This is a genomic window from Nocardia sp. CA-136227 (genome assembly GCF_050955695.1).
Taxonomy (GTDB): domain Bacteria; phylum Actinomycetota; class Actinomycetes; order Mycobacteriales; family Mycobacteriaceae; genus Nocardia.
Map to the genome: position 1 here is coordinate 5,960,720 of NZ_CP192081.1, position 18,604 is coordinate 5,979,323.

18 protein-coding genes are annotated in these 18,604 nt (G+C 68.2%); 9 read left to right on the top strand and 9 right to left on the bottom strand.

Annotated features, from left to right (window positions below; translation table 11 throughout):
- Positions 1-4: 4 nt before the first annotated feature.
- The 4 genes from cynS to ACQP06_RS27605 are packed head-to-tail and all read left to right on the top strand — an operon-like array spanning position 5 to position 3,191.
- Positions 5-454 (top strand): cyanase, encoded by a 450-nt coding sequence (gene cynS / locus ACQP06_RS27590; RefSeq protein ID WP_433673443.1) that lies wholly within the window; start codon positions 5-7, stop codon positions 452-454.
- A gap of 57 nt (positions 455-511) precedes the next feature.
- The gene (locus ACQP06_RS27595; RefSeq protein WP_433667405.1) at positions 512-1,486 is read left to right on the top strand and encodes an ABC transporter substrate-binding protein; all 975 of its coding nucleotides are present in this window, start codon (positions 512-514) and stop codon (positions 1,484-1,486) included.
- Positions 1,483-2,367, top strand: a complete 885-nt coding sequence (locus ACQP06_RS27600; RefSeq protein ID WP_433667406.1) for an ABC transporter permease — start codon at positions 1,483-1,485, stop codon at positions 2,365-2,367. Before ACQP06_RS27595 ends, ACQP06_RS27600 begins: the two co-directional genes overlap by 4 nt.
- Before the next feature lie 5 nt (positions 2,368-2,372).
- Complete coding sequence (locus ACQP06_RS27605) at positions 2,373-3,191, top strand: ABC transporter ATP-binding protein (RefSeq protein WP_433667408.1); 819 nt, start codon at positions 2,373-2,375, stop codon at positions 3,189-3,191.
- Positions 3,192-3,218: 27 nt separating this feature from the next.
- On the opposite strand, the gene ACQP06_RS27610 is transcribed toward ACQP06_RS27605, so the two are convergent.
- On the bottom strand, positions 3,219-3,983 hold the full coding sequence (locus ACQP06_RS27610; protein WP_433667410.1) for a GntR family transcriptional regulator: 765 nt from the start codon (positions 3,981-3,983) through the stop codon (positions 3,219-3,221).
- Between the two features lie 138 nt (positions 3,984-4,121).
- Between ACQP06_RS27610 and ACQP06_RS27615 the strand changes: the two genes are divergently transcribed.
- From ACQP06_RS27615 to ACQP06_RS27635, 5 genes are read left to right on the top strand one after another with little or no spacing between them, the layout of a single operon-like run.
- Positions 4,122-5,108 (top strand): BMP family protein, encoded by a 987-nt coding sequence (locus ACQP06_RS27615; protein ID WP_433667411.1) that lies wholly within the window; start codon positions 4,122-4,124, stop codon positions 5,106-5,108.
- Between the two features lies 1 nt (position 5,109).
- Positions 5,110-6,672, top strand: a complete 1,563-nt coding sequence (locus ACQP06_RS27620; protein WP_433667413.1) for an ABC transporter ATP-binding protein — start codon at positions 5,110-5,112, stop codon at positions 6,670-6,672.
- Entirely contained in the window at positions 6,669-7,787 is a 1,119-nt protein-coding gene (locus tag ACQP06_RS27625) for an ABC transporter permease (protein WP_433667415.1), read from the top strand. The genes ACQP06_RS27620 and ACQP06_RS27625 overlap by 4 nt, the downstream gene beginning before the upstream one ends.
- Positions 7,784-8,710, top strand: a complete 927-nt coding sequence (locus tag ACQP06_RS27630; RefSeq protein ID WP_433667417.1) for an ABC transporter permease — start codon at positions 7,784-7,786, stop codon at positions 8,708-8,710. The genes ACQP06_RS27625 and ACQP06_RS27630 overlap by 4 nt, the downstream gene beginning before the upstream one ends.
- A gap of 26 nt (positions 8,711-8,736) precedes the next feature.
- Positions 8,737-9,717 (top strand): ornithine cyclodeaminase family protein, encoded by a 981-nt coding sequence (locus ACQP06_RS27635; RefSeq protein WP_433667419.1) that lies wholly within the window; start codon positions 8,737-8,739, stop codon positions 9,715-9,717.
- Positions 9,718-9,727: 10 nt separating this feature from the next.
- On the opposite strand, the gene ACQP06_RS27640 is transcribed toward ACQP06_RS27635, so the two are convergent.
- From ACQP06_RS27640 to ACQP06_RS27675, 8 genes are all read right to left on the bottom strand, one after another.
- The gene (locus ACQP06_RS27640) at positions 9,728-11,200 is read right to left on the bottom strand and encodes a chlorohydrolase family protein (RefSeq protein WP_433667421.1); all 1,473 of its coding nucleotides are present in this window, start codon (positions 11,198-11,200) and stop codon (positions 9,728-9,730) included.
- Between the two features lie 2 nt (positions 11,201-11,202).
- A complete protein-coding gene (locus ACQP06_RS27645; RefSeq protein ID WP_433667423.1) occupies positions 11,203-12,459 on the bottom strand; it encodes an amidohydrolase family protein in 1,257 nt (418 codons plus the stop codon).
- Positions 12,456-13,985 carry an ABC transporter substrate-binding protein gene (locus ACQP06_RS27650; RefSeq protein ID WP_433667425.1) on the bottom strand — a complete coding sequence of 510 codons (1,530 nt, stop codon included), beginning with the start codon at positions 13,983-13,985 and terminating at the stop codon, positions 12,456-12,458. Before ACQP06_RS27650 ends, ACQP06_RS27645 begins: the two co-directional genes overlap by 4 nt.
- A gap of 8 nt (positions 13,986-13,993) precedes the next feature.
- Entirely contained in the window at positions 13,994-15,037 is a 1,044-nt protein-coding gene (locus ACQP06_RS27655; RefSeq protein ID WP_433667427.1) for an ABC transporter ATP-binding protein, read from the bottom strand.
- Entirely contained in the window at positions 15,034-16,062 is a 1,029-nt protein-coding gene (locus ACQP06_RS27660; RefSeq protein ID WP_433667429.1) for an ABC transporter ATP-binding protein, read from the bottom strand. The genes ACQP06_RS27655 and ACQP06_RS27660 overlap by 4 nt, the downstream gene beginning before the upstream one ends.
- Entirely contained in the window at positions 16,059-16,943 is an 885-nt protein-coding gene (locus ACQP06_RS27665) for an ABC transporter permease (RefSeq protein ID WP_433667430.1), read from the bottom strand. Before ACQP06_RS27665 ends, ACQP06_RS27660 begins: the two co-directional genes overlap by 4 nt.
- Positions 16,940-17,866: an ABC transporter permease gene (locus tag ACQP06_RS27670; protein ID WP_433667432.1), complete on the bottom strand. Its 927-nt coding sequence runs from the start codon at positions 17,864-17,866 to the stop codon at positions 16,940-16,942. The genes ACQP06_RS27665 and ACQP06_RS27670 overlap by 4 nt, the downstream gene beginning before the upstream one ends.
- A gap of 328 nt (positions 17,867-18,194) precedes the next feature.
- Positions 18,195-18,590, bottom strand: coding sequence for a hypothetical protein (locus tag ACQP06_RS27675; RefSeq protein WP_433667434.1), 396 nt, complete (start codon positions 18,588-18,590; stop codon positions 18,195-18,197).
- Positions 18,591-18,604 lie beyond the last annotated feature (14 nt).

The window sequence follows — 18,604 nt, forward strand, 5'->3', positions numbered from 1 at the left end:
TTCGATGACACCGATCATGAGCAAATCCGCTGCCGCAGTATTTGTTACGGCGGCCCGCATTCGCGGCGGGCACAGCTGGGCCGAGCTGGCGGCGGCGATGGACGCCCCGCTCGTCTGGGCCACGGCGGCGCTGCTCGGGCGGCACGCGCTCAGCGCCCAGCAGGCCGAGATCATCTGCGAATTGCTCGCGCTGGACGACTCGGTGGCCGAGGCGCTGCGCCAACAGCCCACGCGCACAGCCGATCCCGCGATCATGTCGGACCCCACGGTTTACCGGTTCGTCGAGGCCATCAATGTGTACGGCCCCACGCTCAAAGAGCTGATCCACGAGGAATTCGGCGACGGCATCATGAGCGCGATCAACTTCCAGATGGACATCAGCCGGCGTCCGGATCCTGACGGTGACCGGGTCGTGGTCACCTTCGACGGGAAGTTCCTCGACTATCGCTGGTGACGCGGGCGGACCACGGCGCCTGACCAGACGAGTTCGACACCACCACAAAGGATCTCGATGACCCGCACCCTGTTCCGCGTGTTGTCCGCGCTACTGCTCGCGGTGACCACCATCGTCGGCCTCACCGCGTGCATCTCCACCCCCGACGACACAGGCGGTAGTCCGAATACCGTCCGGATCGGCACGTTGCGGGGGCAACCCCATTTGTACGCACCGTATTTCATGCAGCGTTTCGCACCTTCGGCGACCAATTACGAGATCGTTTTGTTCGCGAGTTCCCCGGATATCAAGAACGCACTGGCCTCGGGCGCCATCGACTTCGGCGTGCTCGGAGCCCCCTCGATCCTGGCGGGCGTGGCAGCCGACCAGGACGTGCGAATCATCGCCTCGGCCGCCGACGGCGGGTCGGGATTCGTCGGTCGTCCCGACCTTCGCACACCGAATGATCTGCGCGGCAAGAAGGTCGGATACCCAGCCGGTTCGTCGCAGGAGATCCTGCTCAAACTCACCCTGCGCGCCAACGGGATGGATCCGGCCAAGGATGTCGACCTGGTGAACCTGCCGTATTCGGATATGGCCAACGCCTACCGATCCGGGCAGATCGACGCATTCCTGAGCGCGGAGACCGCCCCCTCGATCGCCAAACAGGCGGGGGCCCACCAGATCACCTCGCCGTACGAAACCCCGATCGGCGGCGTGAACATCGTCTTCGCCACCCGGGGTCGATTGATCGAGCAGGATCGGCCACGGGTCCAGGAGACAGTCCAAGCCTTCACCCGGTCGATCGATTACATGAAGTCCGATCGGGCCGCGTGGGCGGAAGGCCTGGTCTCCACCTTCGGCCTGGACCGCACCATCACCGATACGGCGATCGAGAACGTCACGCTGCGTTGGGCACTCGACGATCCGTATCGGCAGCGCGTGAAGACGCTGGCCGAACAGATGGTGGCCTTCGACCAGCTGCCCAAGGCGCCCGACATGGGCAAGGTTTTCGATACCGGCTTCCTCGACTCCCTGGCGGCACCGCGATGACCACGACCCGGACCCCCGCGCCGGCCGCCGAAGTTTCCCCGGGGCCGGTCCAGGCGGCGCGACGCCGCGTGGGCACGCGCGTACTGGCAACACTGTGGGCATTGCCGGTGCCGATCCTGCTGATCCTGTTGTGGGACCGTGGTGTCAACGGCGGCTGGACGCTGCCGTTCGGCATCCAGATGCGGTTCGTGCCGACGCCGTACGAGGTCGCGCGGCGGTTGGCCGACCTCGCGTTCGGCGGCGTCATCGGCGACTCCTACAGCGGCACACTGTGGCGGCACCTGTACGCCAGCACGGTGCGCGTCGTGCAGGGCTTCGGCTTCGCGGCGGCCGTGGCCATTCCACTGGGCATCGTGATGGGACGGTCCCGCATCGCCTATCGGATGCTCGAACCGACCATCAATCTGGTCCGTCCGATCCCGGTGACCGCTTGGGCTCCGCTGGCGCTGCTGATCATCGGATTCGGTGATCGCTCGACGATATTCCTGGTGTTCCTGGCGGCTGTCTTCTCGATTCTGCTCAACACCATCGCCGGAGTGCAGGCCGTGCCGGCCCGGCTGTTCGAAGCCGCCGCGATGCTGGGTACGCCACCGGCGCAGACCCTCTACAAGGTGGTGCTGCCCGCCTCGATCCCGAATATCGTCGCGGGCTTGCGCATCGCGCTCGGGCTGTCGTGGGTGATCCTCGTCGTCGGTGAAACCGTCGGTATCCGAGTCGGTTTGGGTGCGCTCATCACCCAGGCGCGCGAACAGTCGCGCACCGATCTGATCGTCGCGGTGATGATCGTCATCGGCCTCGCCGGATTCCTCGCCGACCGCATCCTGCTGCTGGCCGTCCGCGCGGCGGCCGGACGGCGACCGCTCCTGCCCACGACAAGGTGACCGCGATGAAGATCTACTCGACCCGCCGTCGTCCGCACGCGCCGGCCCGTATCGTCATGGACGGCATCGGCAAGCGGTATCCCGGCGCGGACGGATTCGCCGTCCACGGCGTCGACCTCGATATCGCCCCGGGTGAATTCGTGTGCGTCGTCGGCGCCAGCGGCTGCGGAAAGTCGACCCTGCTGCGCATTCTCGCGGGCTTCGAATCCCCCTCCGCGGGCCGGATCACCGTGGGCGACGAACCGATTCTCGGACCCGGACCCGATCGGGGCGTGGTGTTCCAGGACTACGGACTGTTCCCTTGGCTCACCGTCGCCGAGAACATCGCCTACGGCCCGAAGCAGGCCCGTGTGCTGCGGGCCGAAGTCCGCGAGATCACCGACCGCTGTATGGCCACCGTCGGTCTGGCCAGCGTGCGAAAGTCGTTCCCGCACCAGCTGTCCGGCGGCATGCAGCAACGCGTGGCCATTGCCCGGGCCCTCGCGAACCGGCCCGCGGTCCTGCTCATGGACGAACCCTTCGGCGCGCTCGACGCCCTGACCCGATCGGTGCTGCAAACCGAACTCAAACGCATCCACCATGAGACCGGTGTGACCGTCGTGTTCATCACCCACAGCATCGACGAAGCCGTCTACCTGGCGGATCGGGTAGTCGTGATGGCAGGCGGCTCCGCGCACGGCAGCAGCGGGCACCTGCGCGAGACCGTCACCATCGATCTTCCCGTCGAACGAGACCCGACCACCGCGGTGTTCAACGATTACAAACGACGCATCGACGCTCTCGTCCACGAGCGCGACGTCGATGCGCATCCGGGTGCACGGTAGCCGCCCACACTGTCCGGATGCGTCCGGCTAGGCTTCCCCGCTGACCAGCCGCATCGAATTGCGCTGCGGCGGACGCTGGCGGGTGCGGGTGGCGCTGATCGGATCTATGGCGGGCATGGACCACTGCTGGGACAGGGCGATGCTGGGTTCCCGTCCGGAAGCGACGTGGCGGTAGGCGATTTCGGCGGCGGCGGTCGGATCATGTTCCGCGATGGCGTTGTAGAGGAGTTCGTGTTCCTCGCACTGGGCGCCGGGGTCACGCTCCTTGGTCAGGTGGAAGAGCCACTGGACGCGAGATTCCAAGGGGCGCAACAGGGATTGCAGGAGCGGGTTGCCGGAGATCTCGACGATCATGGCGTGGAAGCCGGCATTGGCGGCGGCGATCTCGGGCTGCTCGCCGCGGGCGGTCGCCTCGCGGGCCGCGGTCAGTTGGTCGCGGAGGGCGGCGAGGTCGGCGTCGGTGGCGCGCTCGGCGGCGAGCCGGGCCGCCAGGACTTCGAGGCTCTCGCGAACATCGAACAGGTCGCGGACGTCGGCGACGGTGAACGGGGCGACGATCGCGCCCTGACGCGGCACGATCACCACCAGCCCTTCACGTTCCAGCATCTGCAAAGCTTCCCGCAGGGGGATGCGGGAGATCTCCAGCTCGGCGGCCAGGTCACGTTCGACGAGCCGCTGGCCGGGGCTCATCCGCAGATCGATGATCCGGTCCCGCAGTTCCTCATAGGCCCGATCCCGTAGCGACTTCTTCGCCGGTTCCACCGCCGCGACACCGTCCTTCCGCTCCCGCACGCCTCCCACGGTAACCGGCCGGGAGGCGGGTCACGATTTCTTACGTTTCGGTAATCCGCACGTCACATGGGGAAAGCACCCTCATCATCTAATGGTATACCGCTAAGTCGGCGGATCGTTCGAGCAAGGAGTCTCCCCGTGCACAAGTCCACTCGACGCGCGATCGCGTTCGGCTCGGCCGCACTCGCCGCCGCCGCTGTCCTGTCGGCCTGCGGCTCCGCCGACACCGCCGGCTCCGGCGGCAAATTGAAGGTCGGGGTGTTCTTCCCCGGTTCGCTGTCGGACACCGGCTTCATGCAGTCGGGCTATCTGGGCTACCAGCGGATCGCAAGCGCTCTGGGCGACAAGGTCGAACTGAGCAAGGTCGAGCAGGTCGCGGCCGCGGACTATCAGCAGGCGCTGGTGCGCTTCGCCTCGTCGAACGATCTGGTGATCTCGCTCGGCGGGCAGACCGACGCCGACGTGCGCAAGGTGGCCCCGCAGTTCCCGAACGTGAAGTTCGTCGAGATCGGCGGTCCCGCCGACGCCAAGCCGCTGTCCAACCTCGCGTACTACGACCCGCAGCAGGCCGAGGCCGAATTCCTCAGCGGCGCGGTGTCGGCGGCGGGTTCGAAGACCGGCGCGGTCGCCTTCGTCGGCGGCGTCGAACTCCCGGCGATCGTCAATGCCGCGACGGCGTACGGCAATGGCGCACGCTTCACCAAGCCCGACATCAGGGTGCTGACCCCGCAGTACGTCGGCGATTTCAATGATCCGGCCAAGGCGAAGCAGGCCGCACTGGCCGATTACGGCGCCGGCGCGGGTGCGCTCGGACAGATCGTCAACCTGGGCAAAGCGGGTATGGAACAGGCGGCGGCCCAGTCGAATACGGCGATGATCGGGGGCCCGATCCCCGGCGACTGCACCAACCCCGCCTACCTCGGCTACGTGCACACCGACATCGGCGCCGAGGTCGAATACGCCGTCAATGCCGCCGTGAACGGGACCTGGAAGGCCGAGAACGTGAAGTTCGGGCTCACCTCCCCCAACCACGGCACGGATTTCAAGCTGTGCGACCAGAGCGCCGCCGACGCGCTGGCCAAGGCCAAGACGGCGCTGTCGACCGGCGCGGTCAAGCCGTACTGAGATGAGCGCTCCGGCATTGGCCCTGCAGGGCCTCGGTAAGAGTTTCGGCGCGGTCCGGGCGCTGCACGGGGTCGATGTCACCGTCGAGAAGGGCACCGTGCATTGCGTTCTCGGCGAGAACGGCGCGGGCAAGTCGACGCTGTGCAATCTGGTGTTCGGCGGCTATCGCCCCGATGCCGGTTGCATGTCGCTCGGCGGCAACCCTTTTCGACCCGACTCGCCTGCCGCCGCCATGGCCGCGGGGGTAGCGATGGTGCACCAGCACTTCAGCCTGGTGACCACGATGACCGTCGGGGAGAACCTCACCCTCACCCAGAGCGGATGGCGGATGCGCCGCGCGGATCTCACCGCGCGGCTGGACGACATCGCCGCGCGCTACCGCCTGCGCGTCGATCCCGATCAGCGGGTCGCCACCATGCCGGTGGGCGCGCGGCAGAAGGTGGAGATCGTCAAAGCGCTGCTGCGCGATCCGTCGCTCATCCTGCTCGACGAGCCGACCGGGGTGCTGGATCCGGCCGAGATCGACGCCTTGATCGACACCTGTCGCGCGATCGCCGCCGACGGCAAGGCGGTCGTGCTGGTGACCCACAAGCTCGGCGAGGTCGCCCGGGTCGCCGATGCCGCGACGGTATTGCGCCACGGCACGGTGGCGGGCGGCGGGCCGATGTCGAACACCTCGGTGTCCGACCTGCTGACGGCGATGGTAGGCCGCAGTCCCGCCGACCTCGACCCGACCGTCGCCGCCACGCTCGGAATCGAGAGCGTTCCGGGTCCCACTGCCCGACAGGATCATTCGACCGCACTGGAAGCCCGGCCCGCGGTGCTCGACGTGACCGCGCTGACCGTGGCACGCCCCGACGGCCGCACCGCGCTCGTCGACGTCCAGCTGGCGGTGCGGCCCGGCGAGATCGTCGGCATCGCGGGCGTCGAGGGCAATGGCCAGAGCGAACTGGTGAGCGTGCTGTCCGGCGCGACCACGGCGGACAGCGGACGAATCACCCTGGACGGCAAGGACATCACTACCGCCACCCCGGCCCGAAGAACCCGGATCGGACTCGGCGTCGTCCCCGAGGACCGCCACCGCGACGCGATGATCGCCGACATGTCCATCGCCGAAAACCTGTTCCTGGGCAGGCTGGACCGCTTCCGACGCTTCGGCCTGCTCGACAAGCGGGCGATGGGCCGGGCCGCGCAAACCGAACTCGAGCACTTCGATGTGCGGGCCTCGGGGCCGTGGGTGCGGATGGGGTCGCTCTCCGGCGGCAATCAGCAGAAGGTCGTGCTCGCGCGGGAGCTGTCGACGGCGAACCTACGCTGCCTGGTCGCCGCGCAGCCGACGCGGGGGCTCGACATCGGGGCGGTCGATTTCGTGCTGACCCGGCTGCGGCGCGCGGCGGCCGACGGTTGCGGCGTGCTGGTCGTGTCCAGCGAGGTGCCGGAACTGCTGGCGCTGTGCGATCGGGTGTTCGTCGCCTACCGTGGCGCGCTCACCGGGCCGGTATCGACCGCCGATCCCACTGCGGCACAACAGATCAGTGAACTGATGATGGGAGTTGCGCGATGAGCGTCACGGCCTACCGGCCGAATGTCACGGCATACCGGCCGGTCGTGGCCGCCGCCGCGGCCACGGTCGCCGCCGGGCTGATCGGGCTGGCGCTGGCGGCAGCGGCCGGTGCGGCGCCCGCTACCGCCGTACAGGCGTTGTGGGAGGGGATGTTCGGCAGCAACTACGCGATCGGCGCATCGCTGAATGTCGCGGCCACCCTGATGCTGGTCGCGGTCGGTTTCACCATCGCGCATCGGGCGGGCCTGGTGAATGTCGGCGGGGAGGGCCAGATCTGCGCGGGCGGTATCGCCGCCACCGCGATCGGCACCACCCTCACCGGCGCGCCCGCCGCGGTGACGCTGCCCGCGGTGCTGGCGGGCGCGGCGGCCGCCGGGTGGGCGTGGGCGGCCATCGCCGCGTATCTGCGGGTGCGGCGCGGGACCAGCGAGATCATCACCACGCTGCTGCTGAACTTCGTCGGCCTGGCCCTGGTGTTGCTGGTCGTGCACGAGCCCGCGCTGCTGCGCCAGCCGGTCACCTCGTCCGAGACGCTGCCACAATCCGAACCGCTCACGGCCGCAGCGCATCTGCCGTTGCTGGGCATCCAGCGCTCGCCCGCGACCATCGCGCTGTGGATCGCGTTGGCGGCCGCGGTCGGGACCGCGATCATGGTGCGCCACACCGCGGTCGGCACCCGGTTGCGCGCGGTCGGCCGCAACCCCGATGCCGCGGCACGCCTCGGCCTGCCGGTCGACCGGCTGCGTTTCCTCAGCCTGTCGGGGGCGGGGGCGTTCTCGGGCCTGGCGGGCGGGTTGCTGGTCGCGACCGCGCCTTTCGTCCTGGCCGAGGGATTCTCCTCCGGCTACGGGTTCTCGGGACTCGTGGTCGGACTGCTGGCCCGCGGCTCGCTGACCGCCGTCGCCGCGGTGTCGATGCTGCTGGGATTCCTGGTCTCGGGCGGCATCAATCTGCAGTTGGCGGCGAACGTGCCCGCCTCGACGGTCTCGGTCGTGGAGTCGTTGATGATCGTGTTCATCGCGGGCGCGGCCGTCTGGACCACGCGACGGCCGAAGGTCGACACGACCGACCCACAGGAAGCTCCGACCCCGGAGCTGACGGGAGCGATGCGATGAGCCTGGACACGGTCACCGACATCGCCACCAGCGGCATCGGTTTCACGCTCCCCATCCTGGTGGCGGCCAGTGGCGAGCTGGTCAGCGAACGCGCCGGTGTGCTCAATCTGAGTCTCGAGGCGATGATGCTGACCGGCGCGTTCGCCGGCGTCCTCGGCGCGGTCTCCACCGGTTCGCCGGTGCTCGGAACGCTCGCGGCCGTCGCGGCGGCGGCGATTTTCGGTGTGGTGCAAGCGGTGTGGAGTGTCGCGTTGCGGGCCGACCAGATCGTCGTCGGAATCGCGAGCAATGCGCTGGCGCTGGGCGCGACCACCTACGGTGCACGATTGCTGCTCGCCGACGGCAAGGGGCACAGCGCTCCAGGTTTCGACCCGCTGCCCATTCCGCTGCTGCACCGCGTCCCGGTCGTCGGGCCCGCGTTGTTCGGGCAGACCGCGCTCGGCTATCTGTGCATGGCGCTGGTCGCCGTACTCGCGGTGGTGTTCGCCCGCCGCACCAAGCTCGGTCTGGTGGTCGACGCCATCGGCGAGGATGCCGTGGCGGCGGATCGCACCGGGCTTCCGGTGCGCGCGGTCCGCTATGGCTGCGTCCTGCTGGCCGCGGTGGCCGCCGGTCTGGGCGGCGCGCAGCTCGCGCTGTCGGAGGTGCATTCCTTCAGCGACAACATGACCGGCGGCATCGGCTATCTGGCCGTGGTAGCGGTGATCGCGGGACGGTGGCGGGCGCTCGGAGTGGTCCTGGCCTCGGTGTTCTTCGGCATCGCCCAGGCGCTGCAATTCGCGCTCCCCGCGCTCGGCCTGCACGTGCCGTTCGCACTGCTGGTGATGCTGCCCTATCTGATCGCGATCGTCGCCGTGAGCGGGTTGGTCGGCAACAGCCGCTCCCCACGCGACCTGACCGTCGCCTTCGCCCGAACCTTCTGACCCGCAAACGTTCTCGAGGAGCACCGTTGACTCTGATCCTGTCGCATTCCGATGTGCGCGCCGTGCTCGACCGCGGCGAGGTGCTCGCGGCGGTGGAACGCGCACACGCCGACCTCGCCCGCGGCACCGCGGTAGTCCCCGCCCCACCCGCCATGTCCTTGGGCCGGGCCGCCTTCATCCCGATGGCCGCCGCCGCCGAATCCGCGAACGCGGCCGCCGTGAAACTGCTGGCCGATCTGCCGGACAACCGGGCCCGCGGGCTTCCGGTGCAGCGCTCGGTGATCGTGGTGACCTCGGCCGAGCACGGCGGCTGCGAGGCCCTCATCGACGGCCGGCTGGTCACTGCCGTACGCACCGCGGCCGCCACCGCGGTCGCGACGAAATACCTGGCCCGCCAGGCCAGTTCGACCCTCGGCCTGATCGGCGCGGGCAACCTGGCCGTCGAGCACACCCGCGCGATCGCCCGCGTCCGCAACCTCGACACCGTCTACGTCTGGTCCCGCACCGCCGCCACCGTCAGCGAATTCCGCACCGCCGTAGCCGATCTCGACCTCACCATCGAGGCCCTCGACTCCCCCGAGGCAGTCACCAGGGCCGCGGATATCCTCTGCACCCTGACCCCGTCCCGCGACCCGATCGTGCACGGCGCGTGGTTCACCCCCGGCCTCCACGTCAACGCGGTAGGCGCGCCGCCACGCAACGACCACCGCGAGATCGACGGCGAGGCCATGCGCCGCTCCCGCGTCATAGTCGACTCGATCGCCACCACCCTCACCAAATCCGGCGACACCCTCCTCGCCATCGCCGAGGGCGCGATCCCCGACTCCGCGGTCACCACCGAACTCGGCGACGTCATCACCGGAACCTCCCCCGGCCGCACCGCCGACACCGACATCACCCTCTACAACTCCGTTGGCATCGGCCTCCAGGACCTGGCCACCGCCCGCCTGCTCATCGACAAGGCCCGAGCCAACGGCATCGGCACCGAAGTCGACCTCAGCGCCTGACCGTTTTCGCTCAGGCGGTGGATCGCGTTCGGGGGAAGGACGGGGGGAAGAGGTCGTCGGGGTCGCGTCGCAGATAGTCCCTGTCGGAGTATGCCTGGCGCATGCGGTCGAACAGGGATTGGGCGCGGCGGGCCATGGCGGGCAGGTCGATGCCGGGCACGTCGCCGTCTCGCATGACGATGCGCCCGGCGATCATCGAGAAGGTCGCCGCGCGGGCCGTGCTGTTCATGCAGATGGTGCGGATCGGATCGTCGAGGACGCCGTCACGGATATCGCCGAGCCGGAAGGCGACCAGATCAGCGGTGGCGCCCGCCGCGATTCGACCGAGGTCGGGGCGTCCGAGGGCCGCAGCCCCGCCCAGCGTCGCGGCGGTCAGATAGTCGCCGTAGCCGGCCGCGTCGAGGCGGTGCGCGGCGACCTTGGCGATATTGACTCCGGTGTCGATACCCCGGATCAGATCGGGCGGAAAGGAGTCGGTGCCGAGCGCGAGACCGACTCCGGCCGCCCGATAGCGCTCGAAACTGTCCAGGGCCGCGCCGTAGCGGGCCGAGGTGAGCGGGCAGTGCACGATCGTGACGCCCGCGGCGGCCAGCGTCGCGACGTCGATATCGGTGCCGACACCGACGAGCGGATGCGAGTCGACGTAGATCCCGTGCGGCAGCAGCAGTTTCGGGCCGAGCAGACCTGTGCGCTCCAAGACCCGCAGCGGCGGCGCACCGAACTTCTCCAGCACGAGACTGCGTTCGGTGAGCCCCTGCAGCGCATGCAGTCGGACCAGCACCCCGGCTTCGGCAGCCAGCTTCGCGGTCCGCCGCAGCAGATCTTCGCTGAGTGTCTCTATGCGGCAGGGCAATAGGACGCCGTGAACGAGATCGGAGGTGTTGTTCCGGGCCCACGCGAGGAACCGCTCGGCCCCGTCGAATCCTTCGAGACCCAGCGCCTCGTTCCAATACAGCGAGCGAGTGCCGTCGTCATCCACCACGTTCACTCCGGACCGGTAGCTCGGCCCGAGGTAGACCCGCAGTCCGAGCCGCTCGGCGGTCTCGGCCATGGCCACCGCGTCCTCGAACGTCTCCGCCCAGTCGCTGTGCACCTCCGAGGCGATGGGCATGGCGGTGGTCACGCCGTGCAGCAGCAGTTGGACGAACCCGTATTCGCGGATGAAAGCCCTTTCCGCGCTGTCGAATACGGCTCGCCGTCGCTGTTCGGCGTAGTCGCGGGACCATTGCAGACCGAGTCCAAGTTCGGGTGGCTGCCAGGAGTCGATCAGGGCGTGGTCGATATCGGTCAGCGCGTCGAGATCGATGAATCCCGGCGTCAACAGGGCCTCGCCCAGGTCGACCACGTCGTCCACCGCCGCCGCGCCGTGCGGCCCGACGGCGAGGATGCGCGTCCCGTCGACCACGACCTCCGCATGGTCCAGCAGCACATGCCCGTCCCCCGAATAGGCGAGCACATGCGCTGCCCGGATGGCGCGACGCACGCTCACCTCCCCGTCCCGCCGGGCCACTCGAAACCCTCGAGGGCAGTGTCGACGTCGATGACCGCCCCGCGATGCACGACCGTCCGGCGAGCGGGCCGATCCATCACGGTGTCGGTCGGGCTGGGCGCATCGACCAGCAGGAATTCGGCGGGATCGCCAGCCTCGAACCCGGGGTGCAGCCCGAGCCGATCCAGCACGCTCAGGCGGCGATCGATCACGCCCGCACCGCCCCAGGTGGCGATGGCGAGCGCGTGCTCGATCTCCGCATCGCTGGAGAACCCGTTGGTGAAGGCGAGTTGCCAGGCCCGATCGAGCATGTCGCCGTTGCCGTACGGGGACCAGAAGTCGCGCTGACCGTCCATGCCGACCCCGACTCGCACACCCGCGGCCGCCAATTCGAGCAGCGGCAGCTCCCAGCCGTTTCCGCCCGCGGCGTGCGTGATCGCCACCTCGTTCGCCGCGAGGCGGGCGATCGCCTCGGCGACGCCGGGCAGCCCGCTCGCGAGACACCGGGCATGCGAGATCGTCACCTGCCCTCGCATGCCGAGCGCCTCGACCCGTTCGAGGATCAGCGACAGGGTGAACAGGCCCAGCTCACCGGCCTCGTGCAGGTGGATGTCGACGCCGACCTGATGCCGTTCGGCGAGCAGGAAGACGGCATCGAGGTGCCGCACCGGGTCCCGGTCGATCTCGCACGGGTCGATGCCGCCGATGAGGTCCGCGCCCGCGCGCAGCGCCGCGTCGAGCAGATCCACGACGCCGGGTTCGCGCAGGATCCCGACCTGGGGGAAGGCGACGATCTGCACGTCGGCGACATCGGCATACCGTTCCCGCGCCGCCAGCACGCCCTCGAGCTTGTCCAACCGGGAGTCGGCGTCCACCTGAGCATGGGTGCGGATACGGGTCGCGCCATTGGCAACAGCCACGGCGAGGGTGAACGACGCCCGTTCTGTGACAGTGCGTTCCGCCGATCGCCAGTGCTCCCGATCGTTCATGATCCGGCCCCAGCGCCCGCGCCCACCCGTGTAGGGGCGGACGGGGAGGCCGAGACAGCTGGAGTCCAGGTGCAGGTGGACATCGGAGAGCGCGGGCAGGATGAGCCGGCCGCCGCCGTCGAGGTAGCTACCGGAGGGAGTCGCAGGGGCGACCGGTATTACTGTCGTCGCCTCGGAAACCTTGGCCACTACCCCGTTTTCGATGACCAGCTCGACCGGCTTCCCGCCCCACGGGTGAACGTTGCCGATGACCAGGTCGTTCATGCGGCGTTCCTGAAGGTCGCGGTGTGCGCGGTGATCATGCCGTCGGCCCGCGGCGTCCAATTCAGCTTGGGGTTCACCGCGTAGTTCGTGTCGGGCGTGTACAGACCGATGAGCAAGGCCCGAGCATCGTTGAACTGGAACAGCTCTCGATAGGCGTTGATCCGGGCCGGGCCACTGACCGTCCGTGTCTTGGCGACCAGCGCGGCGGTGGCGGGCACCATGGCGTAGTCGTTCTGCTGGCCGCCGAACATGGAGGACACCGGTGCGTCACCGTCCAGCGTCGAGGGCGCGTAGGTGTTCAGGTACAGGCCCTTCGCGGTCTTCGTCCCGTAGATGATCTGTGAGAAGCTGCCCTGATCGGTGCCCTGCAACGCGACCTTGATGCCGACCTTGGCGAGGTCACCCTGAATCGCCTGCGCGATTTCGGAACTCAGCGGGATGCGGCCGTTGGTGGCGTACTGGAACGGGATCTCCTGACCGGTGTAGCCGGACTCGGCGACCAGCTGCTTGGCCTTGGCCGGGTCATAGACGGCGCGTGGGTAGGTCGGATCGTAGCCGCCCACATTCGCGGCGATGAGCTGATTGTCGACGGTCGCCTTCCCGGCGAGCACGTTCTTCACGATGCTCTCGCGATCGATCGCCACCGAGATGGCCTGGCGCACCTTCTCATTCGCCAGCGGTCCGCCCGTCGAATTCATGCCCAGGAAGGTGACGCCATTGGACACCTTGGACTTGACGGTGACATTCGACGAACCTGTCAGTGCGGAAACCTGATTCGGTGCCATCAGTGCCACGTCCAGGCTTCCGGACTGGACCCCGTTGAGGCGGGCATCGGCGTCGCCCACCGTCTTGAAGGTCACCTTGTCGACTGCCGGCGCCGCTCCCCAGTAGTTCGGATTGCGTTTGACCACGTACTCGACGCCGCGGGTGTAGTGATCGAATTGGAACGGACCCGAGCCGACCGGCGCGGCGGCGAAACCGGCGGAACCCAGTTTCGTGTACACGCTTTCGGGCACGATCGAGACGCCGGTGACGATGCTCGGCCACGCCGAGTACGAGGCGTTCAGGGTGAACACCACCGTGTTCTGCGGGCCCACCGCCGCGGATTCGAACATCTCCATGTAGGAGGCCGGGTCGCCGGACGGCGTCGCCTTGATCGTGTTGTAGGTGAAGGCGATATCGGACGGCTTCACCGGCTCACCATTGTGGAACTTGGCGTTGTCGCGAATCGTGAACGTCCACTTCGTGAAGTCGGCGTTCGGCTCCCAGCTGGTGGCGAGCAACGGGGTGAGCTTGCCGTCCTCGTCGAAGCGGGCCAGCTGGTCGAAGGCGGCGAAGTAGTAGTTGTAGCCCGCCAGCGAGCCGTCGACGATCGGGTCGGGAACATGCTCGGGCTCGGCGACCGCACCCACCACGATCGCGTTGCCCGAGGTGCCGGAGCTACCGGCGGGAGCACAGCCGGTCAGTGCCACGGAGGCGGCCAGGACGGTCAGCGCGGCCATGGCGGCGGGGATCTTGTATCTCACAAATGTTCCTAATCACTGAGGAGGGAAAGGGATTTCGGAGGCCGGGTCGGCAACGCGGGGTAATGGCAGGCGACCGAGTGACCCGTGCGGCCGATCAGATCGAGCGCGTCGGCCGGGTCGAGCGGTATGAGCGGGGGTTCGCGTTCGGCGCAGTCGTCTCTCGTGTCGGGGCATCGGGTGCGGAAGGTGCACCCGCTCGGTGGATTCGAGGCATCGGGCATCTCGCCACGCACGAGTACCGCGGCATCACGGCCGCGCCGATGGGGATCGGGGATGGGCGCGGAGGCGATCAACGCGCGGGTATAGGGATGGCCGGGATCGGTGAAAACCGCTTCGGTCTCGCCGATTTCGACCAGCTTTCCCAGATGCAGCACCCCGACCCTGTCCGCCATGTGCCGCACCACCGAAAGGTCGTGCGCGATGAACAGATAGGAGAGTCCGAGCCGCTCCTGCAGGTCCTGCAGCAGATTGATCACCTGCGCCTGCACCGAGGCGTCGAGCGCGGAGACCGGTTCGTCGAGCACGAGCACCTCCGGTTCCAGTGCGAGCGCGCGTGCGATACCGAGGCGTTGCCGTTGCCCGCCGGAGAATTCGGCGGGGCGACGCGGCAGCGCGTCCGCGGTGAGGCCGACCTGGTCCAGGAGCTCCACGACCCGCTCCCGGGTGTATCCGCCAACGATGCGCAGGGGTTCGGCCACGATGTCGTGCGCGGTCATGCGCGGGTCGAGCGAGGAGTACGGGTCCTGGAAGACCAGTTGCACCCGGTTCCGCAGTGCCCGCCGCGCCCGTGGCGTCAGGGTCCTCAGGTCACGCCCGAGAATCCAGACGCGCCCCGCGGTCGGGGTGTTGATCCCGAACAGGGTGCGCACCAGCGTGGATTTGCCGCCTCCGGATTCGCCAACCAGACCGAAGGTTTCGCCGCGCCGGACCTCGAAGGTGATCCCGTCGAGTGCGCGCAGTGTCCGTGATCGGCGCAGTCCTCGACGGATATCGAAACTCACCGCGAGGTCTTCGACCCGGATGACCGCTTCGGGAACAGCTGTCGGATTCATGACGAGGCCTCCTGTCCGGCGAGGGCGTGAGCGGGCGGGCAGGCGATGGCGTGATCAGCGCTCAACTGGGCGAGCACCGGTGTGGCCGTCTCGCATTCGCCGTTCTTGCCCGGGAATTCGCAGCGTGGGGCGAACCGGCAGCCCGGCGGCCGATCGGTCGGAGCGGGCGGCGATCCCGGGATGGCGTAGGCGCGGCCTTGCGCCTCGGCCCGCGCCTCGCCGAGCAGACTTCGCTGTAGTCCGCGGGTGTACGGGTGGGTGGCGTCGTCGAACACCTGCCACACCGTGCCCGTCTCGACGACCCGGCCCGCGTACATGATCGCCACGCGATCGGCGTGCTGGGCGACGAGTCCGAGGTCGTGGGTGATGAGCACCATGCCCGCGCCACCGCGTGCCCGGGCGGTCGCCAGCACATCCATCAGCTGGGCCTGAATGGTCACGTCCAGGGCCGTGGTCGGCTCGTCGGCGATGAGCACCGCCGGATCGTTCGCCATCGCCATGGCGATGACCGCGCGCTGCCGCATGCCGCCCGACCACTCGTGCGGATAGGCGCGGGAGCGCTGCTCGGGCTGCGGGATACCCACTTCGCCCAGCAGTTCGACGACTCGTCGGCGGCGGGCCCTGGCATCGAGACGCTGATGGATCGCGAGCGCCCGCTCGATTTGCGTCCCGACCCGCCGCACCGGATTGAGCGAGGTCATCGGATCCTGGAACACCATCCCCAATTCCGCCCCGCGCAGCCGCCGCATCGTGGCCTCGTCCGCCCCGACCAGCTCGCGCCCGCGGAACTTCACGCTGCCGGAGAAGATCGTCAGCGGCGGGGTGAGCAGACCCAGCACGGCGAGCATGGTCACCGACTTACCGGAGCCGGATTCGCCTACGAGACAGAGCACTTCTCCCGCTTCGAGGCGAAGGCAGACCGAGTCGACGAGCACTACCCGTTCACCGGACGCGGTGAAGTAGCCGATGGTGAGGTCGGTGACCTCGAGCAGTGGGACACGGTCGTGGGATCGGTCGCCGCTCATGCCGTCACCGCCTTCCGGAACGGCGCGCGAGCGCCCGTCGCCCGGCGCGATCCAAGGCCCTCGCCGGTGAATCGCTGACTGATCAGCAGGGTTCCGGCAATGACGAGCAGCAGCGCGACCGCTGGGACCAGCGTGAGGAACGGCGCTTGGCGCACATATTTCTGCCCGTCGGTGATCATCAGTCCCCAACTGGGAGTGGGTGGTTGAACACCGAGCCCGAGATAGTCGAACGACGAGATCATGATCATGACGTTCCCCAGATCGGCGGCCGCCAGAATGCCCACCGGCACGAGCACGTGCGGCACGATGTGCTTGCGCATCACCCAGATCGAACTGGCTCCCAGCAGCCGCGGCGCGATGACGAAGTCGCGCGTGGACAGACCCAGCGCCACCGAACGGCCGACCCGGGCGTACCCCACCCAGAAGGTGAGTCCCAGAATCGTGGCCATGAGCCCGACACTCGGTCCGCGCACCGCGGACAGCGCCATGATGACCAGGCTCATCGGAACCGCGAGCTGCACATCGGCATACCCCATCAGCAGGCTGTCCAGGGCGCCGCGGAAATAGCCCGAGACGGTGCCGATGATGACGCCGATGACCGAGTTGACCACCACGATGACCACGACCAGGCCCAGGGTGATCCGGCCCGCCAGCGCCAGGCGGCTGGCCAGATCGCGGCCCAGCGAGTCGGTGCCGAGCGGATACCGCGCCGTGGTGAACGGCCGCGTGAACGCGTCAGCCAACTCCTGCGAGTACGGACTGTAACCGTCGGTGAGGGGATACAGCAGCGAGAACAGCACGACCAGGAGAACCATGGCGACGCCGAGCAATGCGGCGATATCGCGAGCGGACCTGATGCGGGCGAAGGCGGTTCTGATCATCGGACTCTCGCTCTCGGATCGACGAAGCCGTACAGGATGTCGACGGCGAGATTGACGACGACGAAGATGGTCGCGATGACGACCAGCCCGGACTGCACGACCGGAAAGTCCCGGCTGAACACCGAGGTGAGCATCAACTGGCCCAGACCCGGCCAGGCGAAAACGCTTTCAACGATCACCAGCCCGCCCAGCAGCGTGCCGAAATTGATGCCCGAAACCGTGAGGACCGGTAGGAGCGCGTTCGGCAGCACTTCGCGCAGCACCACGGTCGAGCGGCGCTCGCCGCGGGCATACGCGGTGCGCACATAGTCCTGTGCGCTCTCGGTGGTCAGCGAATTGTCGAGCAGCCGGGCGTACACGACGAACTGCGCGGTCGCGATGGTGACCGCCGGCATCACGATGGACAGCGGATTCGCGCTAGCCAGCGACGGCAGCCAACCCAGGGTCACCGAGAACATCAGCACCAACAGCAGACCGAACAAGAAGTCCGGCACCGCGAGTCGCGCCGCACCAAGCGCGAGCAGTACGCCGCGCAGTGACCGGATTCCGGTCAGATGCACCGTGAGCACCGCGAGGAAGGCGAGCAGGATTCCGAGCACGAATCCGGCCGTCCCGAGCTGCAGCGAGGCCGGCAGCCGCTCTCCGACGATCGCCATCGACGAGGTGCCCTGCTGCCGGTAGGAATCGCCGAAATCCCCGGCGATTACTCCGCGCAGATAGTCGACGTACTGGGTGAGCGGTGGCTTGTCGAACCCCAGCTTCGCGTCGAGCGCCGCGATATCGGCCTCGCTCGCCGTCTCCGGCAGCAGGGTGGCCGCCGGGCTACCGGTCAGCCGTCCGAGCGCGAAGGCCAGCGAAACCACCACGAACACCGTGATCACCGCCTGCAGCAAGCGGCGCAGTAGATAGACGACCAAGCTCAACTCTTCTCATCCGGACACGCGGCCTACAGAATTGGATGGGCCGGTATCCACGTCGTCATCCGGGCGTTTCGCAGCCGTGAACGATGAGATATACGAAATGACCTGCGAATTGCGATGTTTCGAAACATTCGGGCACATCGAACACAGGAATCGAACGCCGCCACTCGAACACGAAAAGGTCCCCTCACCCATGGTGAGGGGACCTCGTTCAGCGCACGACGTCGTAGACGATTTGGGTGACGCCGAATGACTCGGTATTCAACTGTCCGGCAACCACTTCCGACCGAATGAGGTCGGCGTGGCCTGGCCGAACATAGGGGGCTGTGGGTTACACGGCGTCGAGAGCAACGGCGATCTTGCCGGCCATGGCGGTCACCGCCGGGCCCGGATCGCCCTTGGCCTGCGCGGTGGCCTCGACCGCGACCAACACGGTGGCACGGAAGTTGGCGGCCTCGACCGGATCCTGCGCACCGAGCAACGTGATCGCCGCCGTCAGCGCGGACAGCACCTGATCAGCCAGCTCGGCAACGTTCTTGCCGTCCAGGTGGATGTCACGGGCCCGGGTGGACAGCACATGCCCGACCACCCCTGTCGCCGAGGTGAGGGCAATCGAGCCCTGGCTGCTGCCCTTGTGCGGCGCCCCGGCGGCGGAGAGCAGCGCGACCGCGCCGTAGGCGGCGGTGCGGATGGTGCTCTTGTCCTGGTCGGTCAGGGTGATGGACATGTCGTGTTCTCCTT

Excerpts from the sequence above, each read along its gene's own strand:
- ACQP06_RS27660 (WP_433667429.1), bottom strand. The coding sequence starts at position 16,062 with ATGAGCGGCGACCGATCCCACGACCGTGTCCCACTGCTCGAGGTCACC.
- ACQP06_RS27625 (WP_433667415.1), top strand. The coding sequence starts at position 6,669 with ATGAGCGTCACGGCCTACCGGCCGAATGTCACGGCATACCGGCCGGTC.
- ACQP06_RS27620 (WP_433667413.1), top strand. The coding sequence starts at position 5,110 with ATGAGCGCTCCGGCATTGGCCCTGCAGGGCCTCGGTAAGAGTTTCGGC.
- ACQP06_RS27655 (WP_433667427.1), bottom strand. The coding sequence starts at position 15,037 with ATGAATCCGACAGCTGTTCCCGAAGCGGTCATCCGGGTCGAAGACCTC.
- ACQP06_RS27595 (WP_433667405.1), top strand. The coding sequence starts at position 512 with ATGACCCGCACCCTGTTCCGCGTGTTGTCCGCGCTACTGCTCGCGGTG.
- ACQP06_RS27675 (WP_433667434.1), bottom strand. The coding sequence starts at position 18,590 with ATGTCCATCACCCTGACCGACCAGGACAAGAGCACCATCCGCACCGCC.
- ACQP06_RS27665 (WP_433667430.1), bottom strand. The coding sequence starts at position 16,943 with ATGATCAGAACCGCCTTCGCCCGCATCAGGTCCGCTCGCGATATCGCC.
- ACQP06_RS27605 (WP_433667408.1), top strand. The coding sequence starts at position 2,373 with ATGAAGATCTACTCGACCCGCCGTCGTCCGCACGCGCCGGCCCGTATC.
- ACQP06_RS27600 (WP_433667406.1), top strand. The coding sequence starts at position 1,483 with ATGACCACGACCCGGACCCCCGCGCCGGCCGCCGAAGTTTCCCCGGGG.
- cynS (WP_433673443.1), top strand. The coding sequence starts at position 5 with ATGACACCGATCATGAGCAAATCCGCTGCCGCAGTATTTGTTACGGCG.
- ACQP06_RS27630 (WP_433667417.1), top strand. The coding sequence starts at position 7,784 with ATGAGCCTGGACACGGTCACCGACATCGCCACCAGCGGCATCGGTTTC.
- ACQP06_RS27645 (WP_433667423.1), bottom strand. The coding sequence starts at position 12,459 with ATGAACGACCTGGTCATCGGCAACGTTCACCCGTGGGGCGGGAAGCCG.